Origin of the sequence: Caenispirillum salinarum AK4 (assembly GCF_000315795.1) — a bacterium.
In the GTDB taxonomy this organism is placed as follows: domain Bacteria; phylum Pseudomonadota; class Alphaproteobacteria; order Rhodospirillales; family Rhodospirillaceae; genus Caenispirillum; species Caenispirillum salinarum.
Genome location: NZ_ANHY01000006.1, coordinates 95,476 through 107,876, shown reverse-complemented (window position 1 = coordinate 107,876; position 12,401 = coordinate 95,476). Strand labels below are relative to the sequence as shown.

Sequence of the window (12,401 nt, the reverse complement as noted above, 5' to 3'; positions counted from 1 at the left end):
AAGAAACCGGCCCTGAAAACAGGAACCGCCGGCCCGCGAAGGCGGGTCCGGCGTTCCGCTGTGTAGCGCGTTTGGCCCTGACGGGCAACGGCCAATCGTATTTTACAACTTTATCAACGGCTTTACCGCGCCAGCACCTCGTCCAGCAGGTGCAGCACGTCGACCGAGGCATCGGCGACCTTGCTCAGTTCCTCCAGTGCACCGTCCATGTTGCCTTCCTCGTACATCTCCGCGCAGTGGATACCGTGGCGGTGCACTTCGGCGTGCGGAATGGCAAGGCGGCGGAAGGCGTCGTTGTCGGTGATGTCGCGATCGGTCTGGGCGTCGTACCACTTGCCCAGGCGGCAGGTGTGATGGTCGGCCAGCTCCTTGGAGTTCAGCGCCGCACGGCCCACCACCATCTGCGCCAGCTTCTTGCGCCAGATGACGTGGTCGGACTTGGCGGCGTGGATGGTGAAATCCTTGATTTCCAGCTTGGACAGGTCGCCGATGGCCGCCTGCACCTGCCCTTCCACGCCGTCCATGACGTCCAGCACCCGATTGATGGAGCTGACGTTGTTGCTGGCCGTGCCGGCGATGGCGCTGATGCCGTCGGAGACCTCGCGCGAGGCGTCGCTCTGCTGGCCCAGGATGCCGGCGATCTCGTTCATGCGCTCGGTCACGCCGTCGATCCGCGCGAGCACGTCGCCGATGCCGTCGCCGGTGTGGCTGATGATGCCCCGGCCCTTCTCGACAGCCTCGGCGCCGGTCTGCATGGCGCCGACGATGGCCGCCATGTCCTCGCGCAGGGCGCCGATGCGGTTGCGGATGTCCTCGGTGGCCTTGGCGGTCTGGGTCGCCAGGTTCTTGACCTCGCCGGCGACCACCGCGAAGCCCTTGCCCGCCTCGCCGGCGCGGGCGGCCTCGATTGTGGCATTGAGCGCCAGCAGGTTGGTCTGCTTGGCGATGGCCTCGATCTGCATGGTGATTTCGCCGATGCGGTCGGACGCCTCGGCCAGCCCTTCGGCCTTGGCGGTGGCGTCGACCACGGCCGAGGCGATGGCCTCCATGGCCTCGATCGCCTCGCGCGAGGTGCCGGCGGCGGCCTCGGCGGCGGCGTGGGCCTCCTGAGTGTGCTCGGCGACGCTGTCCGAGGACCGGGCGATCTCGTCGACGCTGGCCACCATTTCCTCGGCGGCGGCGGCGATGGCGTGGGTGCGGTTCTCCACGTCGCGGACGTCGCGGCTCATCTCGGCGGTGGCGGTGACGGCCTCGTTGGCGGTCATCGACAGCGACACGATGCGCTTGATCTCGCTCTCCGCGCGATCGTGCAGCACGTCGGCAAGCTGCTTGAGCTTGGCCGTCAGTTCGTCCGTCCCCTCTGGCACGGAGCGGTAGCGGCCCTCGATCAGCAGGTCGACGATGTGCTCGACCGAGCTGGCAGGCCCGGCCTCGACAGGCGCATTCATGCTGGCAATCCCCCTCTGAAGGGTCCGCCACCGGGAACGGCGGACACGATCAAGACATGCGCGCGCCGCCGCCCGCATTCCCCAATGCACGACGGCGCAGCATCGCAATACTAGGGCAGGAGATGTACCTTTTCAGCCATAAAGTGCAGCAAGCAACTCAGCCATGCTTTTCGGCAAGTTGGCCATAGGCCCACTCCACCCAGGGCAGCAGCGCCTCGATATCGGCGGTCTCCACCGTGGCGCCGCCCCAGATTCGGATGCCGGCCGGGGCGTCGCGGTAGCTGCCGATGTCGTAGGCCACGCCCTCGGCCTCCAGCATCTTCGCCAGTTCCTTGGCGACGGCGGCGCGGGCGTCGTCGTCCAGGGCGCGGAACCACGGCGCCGTGATCTTCAGGCAGATGGCCGTGCAGGAGCGGTTTTCCGGGTCGGTTGCCAGGAAGTCGATCCAGTCGGTGCGCGCGACCCAGTCGGCGACGGCCTTCAGGTTGGCCTCCGACCGCGCGATCAGCGCCGGCAGGCCGCCGATCCCTTCCGCCCACTTAAGGCCGTCCAGGGCGTCCTCGACGCACAGCATGGACGGCGTGTTGATGGTCGCACCCTCGAAGATGCCCTCGATCAGCTTGCCGTTCTTGGTCATGCGGAAGATCTTGGGCAGCGGCCGGCCGGGGTCGAAGCTCTCCAGCCGCTCCACGGCGCGCGGGGACAGCACCAGCATGCCGTGCTGCGCCTCGCCGCCCAGCACCTTCTGCCAGGACCAGGTGACCACGTCCAGCTTGCGCCACGGCAGGTCCATGGCGAACGCCGCCGAGGTGGCATCGCAGATTGCGAGCCCCTCGCGGTCGTCAGCGATCCAGCCGGCGTCGGGCACCCGCACGCCCGAGGTGGTGCCGTTCCAGGTGAAGACCACGTCGCGGGCGGAATCCACCTGGTACATGTCCGGCAGGCGGCCGTAGTCGGCCTTGAGCACGCGCACGTCGGGCAGCTGGAGCTGCTTGCGGACGTCGTTCACCCATTCCATGCCGAAGCTTTCCCACGCGGTCATGTCGACGCCGCGCGCGCCCAGCATCGACCACAGCGCCATCTCCACCGCGCCGGTGTCCGAGGCCGGGACGATGCCGATCCGGTAGTCGTCGGGAATGCCCAGGATCGCCCGGGTGCGGTCGATGACCTCCTGCAGCCGTGCCTTGCCTTCCTTGGAGCGGTGGGAGCGGCCCAGCAGCGCGCCCGACAGCACGTCGACGCTCCACCCCGGCCGCTTGGCGCAGGGGCCCGACGAGAAGTTGGGATTGGCCGGGCGGAGGCTCGGCTTGGGCGCGGCGGTGGTGGCGGTCATGGGTCGGGCGCTCCCTGTGGGGCTGGCGGTGAGAGGCGCACTCTATGCGCCGCCCGGACCCCCGTCAACGCGGCCGGCTACAGGCTCCAGTACACCGGCGCGAACAGGGTGAAGACGATCCACAGGACGACCACCAGCGGCAGCCCCACCTTCACGAAATCGGCAAAGTGGTACTGGCCCGGGCCCATGATCAGCAGGTTGGTCTTGTAGCCGATGGGCGAAGCGAACGAGCAGTTGGCCGCCAGCACCACGGTGATCGCGAAAATGCGCGGGTCGACGCCCATCTGGTCGGCCAGGCTGACGCCGATGGGGGTGAACAGCACGGCGGTCGCGTTGTTGGTCAGGATGTTGGTGAACACCGCCACCATCAGGAAGAAGGCTGACAACACACCGACCGTTCCCATGTCTCCCGCCACGGCCAGCGCGCCCTCGGCGATCCACCGCGCGCCGCCGGTGGCCTGCAAGGCATCGCCCAGGGCCAGGGCGGCGGCGACCACCAGGATGATCTTGCGGTCCAGGGCCCGCGCCGCCTGCCGCAGGTTTATGGCACCGACGCCGATGAGCGCCGTCGCGGCGATGATCGCGGCGGCGAGGATCGGCACGAGTCCCAGGGCCGCCAGGCCGACGGTGACGGCGAAGATGGCCCCGGCGGTCTTCGCCAGGTGCCGGCGTGGCAGGGCGTCGCGCGTGCCGGACATGATGACCAGGTCGCGCTCGCCGCGCAGGTTGTCGATGTCGCGCGAGCGGCCAAGCAGCAGGATCACGTCGCCGGCCTCCAGCCGGATCTCGGTCATGCGGGCGCGGATCATGCGGGCGCGGCGCAGGATGCCGACCGCCAGGCAGCGGTGCCGCTGGCGGATGCCATACTGCTCCAGCGTCAGGCCGATGAGGCGCGAGGCCGGGCTGACCATCGCCTCCACCAGCACCATTTCCGTCAGTTCGGGCGGCGGTGCGGCCTCGTTTTCCTCGTCCTCGCCATCCTTGGCGGAGTCGGTCTCCTTGGCATCGGCGGCCCCACCCTCCTGGACGGCCTTCTGCCCCTTGATGCGCTCCGCCTGGCTGTCGCGGCCGGGGACGGGCGGGAACAGGAGGCCCGGGTGGCGCGAGGCGACCTCGGTCAGGGCGCTGCGGGTGGCGGCGATGACCAGCACGTCGCCGGCCCGGATGGGGAAGTCGTCGAACGGCGGCAGTTCGGCATGCTCGCCCCGCTGGATCAGGCGCACGGTCACGTCGGGCAGCGCCTTGAACTTGCCTGCAGCGGCCTTCTGGCCGATGAGCGGGCTGTCTTCCGGCACCACGATCTGGCTGACGAACTGTTTGCCGCCACCGACCATGCGGCTGGACATGGGCTGGCGGCTGGGCAGCAGGCGCGGTGCGATGACCAGCGTGTAGACCATGCCGATGCTCGCCAGCACCAGCGCGATGGGCAGGAACTCGAAGAAGCCCAGCTCCTCGCGCCCCAGCTCGATCAGGGCCGAGGACACCAGCAGGTTCGTCGACGAGCCGATCAGCGTCGTCATGCCGCCCAGGATGGCGGCGAAGGACAGCGGCATCATCAGGCGGCTCGGCGACCAGTTCCGGCTGCGGGCGAGCGCCTGCATGATGGGAATGAAGATGACGACGACCGGTGTGTTGTTGAGGAACGCCGACAGCACGGCGACGCCCAGCAGCACCATCACGATGCCGCGGTGCACGCCCATGCGCGGATTGCCCACCTGCTCCGCCACCGAATCTAGGGCGCCGGTGCGGATCATGGCCTCGCCCACCACCAGCAGCGCCAGCACCGTCAGCAGCGCCGGGTTGGCGAAGCCCCGCACCAGGTCGGCGGACTCCAGCACCACCTCGCCGTCTTGCGTGACGGGGGCGACGTGGAACAGCAGCACCAGCGCCGACAGCAGCAGCAGCGAGGTCAGCTCCAGGCTCAGCCACTCGGTCACGTAAAGCACGATCACGCCCACCATCAGGGCGAGCGTGATCCACATCTGAATGTCGGCGACTCCCGGACCGAGGATGGCCTTAATCCCTTACCGCAGTTGGAGGATTCAGCCTGACATGAACGCGACACTGATGCGACGGTTCATGCGCCCCTTCTTTTCGATTTTTGCTACCTCGACGGGACCGATCTCGCCTGTGCGCGCGACATGGGTGCCGCCGCAGGGCTGCGTATCGACGCCCTGAACCGAAATGATGCGCACGCGCCCCTGCCCCATGGGCGGCTTGACCGACATGGTGCGGACCATCTCCGGGTTGGCCTCAAGCTCCTCGTCCGCGATCCAGGAATGCGCGACCGGCGCATCTGCTGCGATGAGCGCATTCAGCTTCTCCGTCAGCTCCGCCTTGTCCGGGCTTTCCTCAAGGTCGAAGTCGAGCCGCCCCTTGGCGTCGCTGACGTTGCCGCCGGTCACCGCGCCGGGCACCAGCGAGCACAGCAGGTGCAGGCACGAATGCATCCGCATGTGCCGGTGACGCCGGTCCCAGTCGAGGACGACGGTCACGGCCGCGCCCTCGGCCGGGGCGGTCTCGCCCTCGGCCAGGATGTGGAGGATGTCGCCGGTGTCCTTGTCCTTGCGCGTGTCGGCGATGCGCACCGCCCCGCCGTCGGCCAGCTTCAGCACGCCGGAGTCGCCCGGCTGCCCGCCGCCCATTGGATAGAACACGGTTCGGTCCAGGCAGACGGCGCCGTCGGCGGCACGGGTGACGGTGGCGGCGCACTCCTTGAGGTAGGAGTCCTCGCGGAACAGTTCGTCGGTCATGGGCTCGGCGGTCCTTCGGGAAAGATCGTCACAGGCGCTCGAACGGGCGCACGGTGTGGGCGTGGTCCAGGGGGCCGTGCCCTTGTCCGTAGCCCGGCGCGGTGCGAATGGCACCCAGGACATACTCCCGCGCGCGGGACACCGCACTGGTCAGGTCGCGGCCCTGGGCGAGCCCCGTCGCCACGGCCGAGGCAAGCGTGCAGCCCGTGCCGTGCGTGGACGTTGTGGCGACGCGCCCGCTCTCGAACCGGGTCACGCCTTCGGCGGTGATCAGAAGGTCGACGAGCTTTTCCTCGGCGGCCAGGTGCCCGCCCTTGAGCAACACCGCCTTGGGGCCGAGCGCCAACAGGTCGTCGGCGGCGGCCTCCATGTCCTTCAGGGTACGGACCTCGCGGCCTAGCAGCGTTTCCGCCTCCGGCAGGTTCGGCGTGATGACCGTCGCCCGCGTGATGAGCCGGCCCTTCAGCGCCGTCACGGCCTCGCGCGCCAGCAGCGGATGGCCGCCCTTGGCGACCATCACCGGATCCACCACCAGCGGTACGTCGGGGGCGAAGTCCTCCAGCGCCTGGGCGACGGTCTCGATGGTCGGCGCGTCCCCCAGCATGCCGATCTTGACGACGTCGGCCCCGATGTCGGTCATGCAGACCTGGATCTGCTGCCGGATGAAATCGCCCGGCACCGGATGCACGCCATGGACGCCGCACGTGTTCTGCGCCGTGAGCGCCGTGATGGCCGTCATGGCAAAGCCCTGGAGCGCCGTGACGGTCTTGGTGTCCGCCTGGATGCCGGCGCCGCCGCCGGAGTCACTGCCGGCGACAATCAGAACGCGGCCCTGCATCACGCGGCCTCCTTGGCGGCCTCGCCCTGGATGGTGGCACACAGGCCGTCCACCAACTCTTCCACCAGCGCCTTGTCGTCGCCTTCGGCCATAACGCGAATCTTGGGCTCGGTGCCCGACTGGCGGATGAGCAGGCGCCCGCCCGAAGCCTCCAGCCGCGCCTCGGCGGCCCCGATGGCGTCCGTCACCACCTTGCTGTCCATGACGGCCTTGGCCGCGTCCCGGTGGGCCAGGCGCACGTTCTTGAGCACCTGCGGCACCCGGTCGAAGACGTGGCAAACCTCGCTCGCCCGGCGCCCCTGCTGGATCAGTTCCGACAGCACCTCCAGCCCCGCCATGAGGCCGTCGCCGGTGGTCGCCTGCCCGCCGAGGACGATGTGGCCGGACTGCTCGCCGCCCAGGTTGTAGCCGTCGCGGCGCATGCATTCCACCACGTAGCGGTCACCCACCTTGGTGCGGACCATCTTGAGGCCCTCACCCTCGATGAAGCGCTCCAGCCCCAGATTGGACATGACTGTCGCCACAAGGGCATCGCCCTGCAGCTTGCCGTCGCGCTTCCAGGCGCGCGCGATCAGGCCCATGAGCTGGTCGCCGTCCACCATGGCGCCGTGCTCGTCGCAGACCTGGATGCGGTCGGCGTCGCCGTCCAGCGAGATGCCGATGTCGGCGCCGTGGCTGACGACCGCCTGCTGCATCCGCTCCGGGTACAGCGAACCGCAGCCTTTGTTGATGTTGAAGCCGTCGGGCTCGACGCCGATGGGAATGACCTCGGCGCCCAGTTCCCAGATCACCTGCGGCGCGACCTTGTAGGCCGCCCCGTTGGCGCAATCGACGACGACCTTCAGGCCGTCCAGCCGCCGGTCGCGCGGCAGCGTCGCCTTGACGCTCTCGATGTAGCGACCGGTGGCGTCCTCCATGCGGCGCGCCTTCCCCAGCTTCGCCGGCGCCACGCGAAGGGCATCCAGCCCGTTGTGCAGCAGATGCTCGATCTCGTCCTCGGTGGCGTCGGACAGCTTGAACCCGTCGGGGCCGAACAGCTTGATGCCATTGTCCTCGTAGGGGTTGTGCGATGCCGAGATGACGACACCCATGTCCGCCCGCAGGGACCGCGTCAGCATGGCGACCGCAGGCGTCGGCATGGGACCGACCAGGATCACGTCCATGCCGACGGAGATGAAGCCGGCCGTCAGCGCCGGCTCCAGCATGTAGCCCGACAGGCGCGTGTCCTTGCCGATGACCACCGTGTGCCGGTGGTCGCCGTTGGTGAAGTGAGCCCCCGCCGCCATGCCGATCTTCATGGCGACGTCGGCGGTCATGGGATAGGCATTGGCGGTGCCGCGCACACCGTCGGTGCCGAACAGCTTGGATGTCATGGGCAAGAGTCCGTGCTCGAAGGTCGGAACAGTTACCCTAAGGACTATCCCAGCGCACGGCCGCTTGGCAACCTGTCGTCAGACTGACCCGATGCCCCGCCATGTGGCGACCGCCTGCACCGCCTCCGGAACATCGTGGACCCGGAGTATCTGCAGGCCGCGGTCGAGCCCCGACTGATCGGCCGCGACGGTGCCCGGCAGGCGCTCCTTGGGCGCCTCGCCCCGGCTGAGGCGGCCGATGAAGGACTTGCGCGACAGGCCCAGCAGCACCGGGTGTCCCAGGCCGTGCAGCACCCCGGACCACGCCAGGATTTCCAGGTTGTGGCCGAGCGTCTTGCCAAAGCCGATGCCAGGGTCGAGGCAGATGTTCTGTGCCTCAACGCCCGCCGCCCGCGCCTGCTCCGCCCGCGCCCGCAGCCAGTCGGCGACGTCCAGCGGCGCGCAGTCGTAGACCGGGTCCTTCTGCATGGTCTGGGGCGTGCCCTTGATGTGCATGAGCACCACCGGTACGTCCAGTTTCGCCACTGTCGGAAGCGCATTCGGGTCCCAGGTGAGTGCCGTCACATCGTTGACGATGCGCGCGCCAGCGGTCACGGCGGCTTCCATGGTGGCGGCATTGCGGGTGTCGATGGAGACGACGGCCCCCTTCTCCGCCAAGCCCCGCACGACCGGCACGACCCGGCGGATTTCCTCTTCCGGTGGCACCGGGTCGGAGCCGGGGCGCGTGCTTTCGCCGCCCACGTCCAGGATGTCGGCGCCCGCCTCCATCATCGCCAGGCCGTCGGCGATGGCGACCGAGGGGTCGTAGCGGTCGCCGCCGTCGGAGAAACTGTCGGGGGTGATGTTCAGGATGCCCATGATGCGCGGCCGATCCATGGACAGACCCGCGAAGGCCGGGCGCGGCGCGGTCAGGCGGTCGAGCGTGGCCGCCACATGGGCCGCCACGGCCTCGCCGCATCCCTCGGCCCAGGCGGTGACGGCTTCCTCCGGCGCCACCACGGCCGAAGCACCGCCGCCCGGCTTGCGGATCAGCACGGCCAGCAGCGCGAAGGCCATGTCTTCGCGGCCCGCGAGCGGCAGGGCATGACAGCCCTCCACCGCCGCGCGGGCGGCGGCGCCGGTCAGCAGGCCGGCGGGGGCCAAGTGGATCATGGACGCCGGATCGGCGCCCTCGGGCAGAGAAAAGCCCCGCGCGAGCGCGGGGCTTTCCGTGATGGAAGGGGTAATGGTCACGCTCACGGCATCAGGTTCCCGGCTGAGGCTCCGGACCCGGGCCGATGCCGGCCTCGCCCTCGGAGCCCTTGCCCTTGCCGGCGACGGGAACCGACGACCGGCGACCGCCGGACGGCTGCGGGGTGCCGCCGCCCGTGTCGTCGTCGCGGCGGATCTGGCCGCCGGCCATGAGGGTCTTCAGCTCCTCGCCCGACAGGGTCTCGTACTCGAGCAGCCCCTGGGCGATGGCCTCCAGCTTGTCACGGTTTTCCGTGATGTACTTGTAGGCCCGCTGGTACCCCGCATCGACGATGCGCTTCACTTCCTCGTCGACCATCTGGGCGGTGCGCTCGGACATGTTCTTGTGCTGCGTCACCGAGTGGCCGAGGAACACCTCGCCTTCCGGCTCGCCGTAGGTCAGCGGGCCGAGCTTCTCGGAGAAGCCCCACTCGGTCACCATGCGCCGGGCGCGGTCGGTGGCCATCTTGATGTCCTGGCTGGCGCCGGTGGTGACCTTCTCCCTGCCGAAAATCACTTCCTCGGCCACGCGGCCACCCATGGCGATCGCCAGGAAAGCCTCCAGGTACTCGCGGGAGTGCGACATGCGGTCGCGCTCCGGCAGGCTCTGCACCAGACCCAGCGCACGGCCGCGCGGGATGATGGTCGCCTTGTGGACCGGGTCGTATTCCGGGCACATCAGGGTCACCAGGGCGTGGCCGCCCTCGTGGTAGGCCGTCAGCTTCTTCTCGTCCTCGGACATGACCATGGAGCGGCGCTCCGCACCCATGATGACCTTGTCCTTGGCTTCCTCGAAGTCGGACATGGTGACCACGCGCTTGCCCTTGCGGGCGGCCATGAGCGCGGCCTCGTTGACCAGGTTCGCCAGATCGGCGCCCGAGAAGCCCGGCGTGCCGCGCGCGACGATGCGCACGTCGACGTCCGGCGACAGCGGCACCTTGCGCATGTGGACCTTGAGGATCTTCTCGCGGCCCAGCACGTCGGGGTTGGGCACCACGACCTGCCGGTCGAAGCGGCCGGGGCGCAGCAGCGCCGGGTCCAGCACGTCGGGGCGGTTGGTGGCCGCGATGAGAATGACGCCCTCGTTGGCCTCGAAGCCGTCCATCTCCACCAGCAGCTGGTTCAGGGTCTGCTCGCGCTCATCGTTGCCGCCGCCGAGACCGGCACCACGGTGGCGGCCCACGGCGTCGATTTCGTCGATGAAGATGATGCACGGCGCGTTCTTCTTGCCCTGCTCGAACATGTCGCGGACACGGCTGGCGCCGACGCCGACGAACATCTCGACGAAATCGGAGCCCGAGATGGTGAAGAACGGCACGTTGGCCTCGCCGGCGATGGACCGCGCCAACAGCGTCTTACCGGTGCCCGGCGGGCCCACCAGAAGCACGCCCTTGGGGATCTTGCCGCCCAGGCGCTGGAACTTCTGCGGATCGCGCAGGTACTCGACGATTTCCTCAAGCTCCTGCTTGGCCTCGTCGATGCCGGCGACGTCGTCGAAGGTGACGCGGCCCGCCTTCTCGGTCAACATCTTGGCCTTGGACTTGCCGAAGCCCATCGCCTTGCCGCCGCCGCCCTGCATCTGCCGCATGAAGAAGATCCACACGGCGATCAGAAGCAGCATGGGGAACCAGGAAATCAGGATGCCCCAGAAGGTCGGCACGTTGTCTTCCGCCGGCGTGGCGCTCACGCGCACACCGGATTCGCGCAAGGTCGGGACCAGGTCACTGCTCTGCGGCGGCGCGTAAGTGGAGAACTTGCGGCCGTCGGTGTAGTGCCCGGTGATCTGCTCGCCCTGGATGGTGACGTCGCGAACCTGGTTCGATTCGACCTGCTCCATGAACTCGGAATACGCCACCGGCGCCTCCGTCCCGCGCGGGGAAGACGTCTGAAACAGGTTGAACAGCGCCACCAAGAGGACGGCGATGATCACCCACAGAAGCACGTTTTTGCTGAAGTTCAATTCCAGACCCTTCCACTCATGTCGCGCGACGGGGGCGATGTCCCGTACCTGCCTTCATTCGCCCTTCCGCCACGCGGGAAATATCTACCTGCCTACATAGGTGACGACGCCCCCGGCGCAAGCCGCCACATCCAACATACGTCATGGCAACGCGCGGGGCAAACCGCAGGCTTCCCGGTTGCAGCGGCGGTGCCGAAGCCATGTCTCTCCACCAGCCGAGGCCGGGCAACCCGATCACGCCGCCATCCTTCCATACGGCGGGAAGCGCCTGGACGACCACCGACGGCAAGGCCCTGCGCACCTCTTTCGGAACAGCCGGCAGGCCCGCCTCGCCCAGGGCTCCGACATGGATGTCCGGACGGTCGGAGCCCGGCACCCAGCACCAGCGGCCGTCCCAACGGCCGGCCGGCAGCGGCGCGGGCGGCGCGGCGCGTCCGGCCTCGCGACAGACGATCCAGCGCTTCTGGCGATGGACGACGCGGCACCCGGCGACCGTCAGCTCCGCCGTCCCCAACCGCGCGAACGCCTGCTCCAGCCCGTCGAGCCGGGGCGTATGCGCCGACCCACCGATGCAGGCAAGCACCCGCGACAAGGCCCGGAGCGCGATCTCTTCCGGCGCGTCGGCAAAGGGGTCGGGGTCCAGCGTCGCATGTCCCAGCGGATGAACCGTCGCCGCCTCGGCCAGCAAGGCCGCGACAGCCTCATCCTCCGCCGCCCGCGCGCGGCCGAGCCGGGCTGCCGTCTGCGCCAAGCGCGTCGCCGTCAGACCGATCTCCGCCGTCTCCAGCGCCGGAAGCAGCGCCCGGGCGCGCACCCGGGCATGGCGGCGGTCGCGGTTGCTGGGGTCGTCGACCCACTTCACGCCGGCGCCGGCGCAGGTGGCGGACAGGCTGGCGCGCGGAACATCCAGCAGCGGCCGCAGCACCCGGGCCTCCGCCATTTCGGCCACCGGTGCCATGGCCGACAGCCCGCGCAGGCCCGAGCCGCGGCCGAGGCGCAGCAAAAGCGTTTCCGCCTGGTCCTCGCGGTGATGGGCGGTCAGCAGATGCAGGATGCCCTCGCCCCGGCAGCGCTCCAGCAACAAACGATACCGCAAGCCGCGCGCCTCCGCCTGAACGTTGGCGTGGGGGGCAGGACCTTCATTCGTGAGGATGGCGTGGTCGATGCCGCGCGCCGCCAGCCGGCGGCCGACGGCGCGGGCCTCCTCCGCCGCCTCGGGCCGCAAGCCGTGGTCGACGGTCAGTGCCAGGACCGAGCCGCCGCGATGCGCCGCCCACTCATGGGCCAGCAGCGCCAGCGCCAGGCTGTCCGCCCCGCCCGAGACCGCCACGGCCAGGCGCGGCGGACGCTCGAACGGGCCCAGCGGCGCCATGCGTGCGGCGAAGTCCTCCGCCGAGACGGGACGGGCGGTGCCGTCCTCCGGCACCGCCCGATGGTCGAGATTTTCCGGGCCGCCCATGGCGCAG

At 69.3% G+C, this 12,401-nt stretch carries 9 protein-coding genes; all 9 read right to left on the bottom strand.

Annotated elements, in window-relative coordinates:
- Positions 1–122: 122 nt before the first annotated feature.
- A complete protein-coding gene (locus C882_RS06870; RefSeq protein WP_009539853.1) occupies positions 123–1,448 on the bottom strand; it encodes a methyl-accepting chemotaxis protein in 1,326 nt (441 codons plus the stop codon).
- Between the two features lie 157 nt (positions 1,449–1,605).
- Positions 1,606–2,781 (bottom strand): phosphoserine transaminase, encoded by a 1,176-nt coding sequence (locus tag C882_RS06865; protein ID WP_009539851.1) that lies wholly within the window; start codon positions 2,779–2,781, stop codon positions 1,606–1,608.
- Between the two features lie 77 nt (positions 2,782–2,858).
- Positions 2,859–4,763, bottom strand: a complete 1,905-nt coding sequence (locus C882_RS06860) for an SLC13 family permease (protein WP_009539850.1) — start codon at positions 4,761–4,763, stop codon at positions 2,859–2,861.
- Between the two features lie 60 nt (positions 4,764–4,823).
- Positions 4,824–5,534, bottom strand: a complete 711-nt coding sequence (locus C882_RS06855; protein ID WP_009539849.1) for an alanyl-tRNA editing protein — start codon at positions 5,532–5,534, stop codon at positions 4,824–4,826.
- A 28-nt stretch (positions 5,535–5,562) separates the two neighbouring features.
- The gene (gene thiD, locus C882_RS06850; RefSeq protein WP_009539848.1) at positions 5,563–6,372 is read right to left on the bottom strand and encodes a bifunctional hydroxymethylpyrimidine kinase/phosphomethylpyrimidine kinase; all 810 of its coding nucleotides are present in this window, start codon (positions 6,370–6,372) and stop codon (positions 5,563–5,565) included.
- Entirely contained in the window at positions 6,372–7,745 is a 1,374-nt protein-coding gene (glmM, locus tag C882_RS06845; RefSeq protein WP_009539847.1) for a phosphoglucosamine mutase, read from the bottom strand. The genes thiD and glmM overlap by 1 nt, the downstream gene beginning before the upstream one ends.
- Before the next feature lie 78 nt (positions 7,746–7,823).
- Positions 7,824–8,984, bottom strand: a complete 1,161-nt coding sequence (folP, locus tag C882_RS06840; protein ID WP_009539846.1) for a dihydropteroate synthase — start codon at positions 8,982–8,984, stop codon at positions 7,824–7,826.
- 4 nt (positions 8,985–8,988) lie between these two features.
- Positions 8,989–10,935 carry an ATP-dependent zinc metalloprotease FtsH gene (gene ftsH, locus C882_RS06835; protein WP_009539845.1) on the bottom strand — a complete coding sequence of 649 codons (1,947 nt, stop codon included), beginning with the start codon at positions 10,933–10,935 and terminating at the stop codon, positions 8,989–8,991.
- Between the two features lie 16 nt (positions 10,936–10,951).
- Entirely contained in the window at positions 10,952–12,394 is a 1,443-nt protein-coding gene (gene tilS / locus C882_RS06830) for a tRNA lysidine(34) synthetase TilS (RefSeq protein WP_009539844.1), read from the bottom strand.
- Positions 12,395–12,401: the final 7 nt, after the last annotated feature.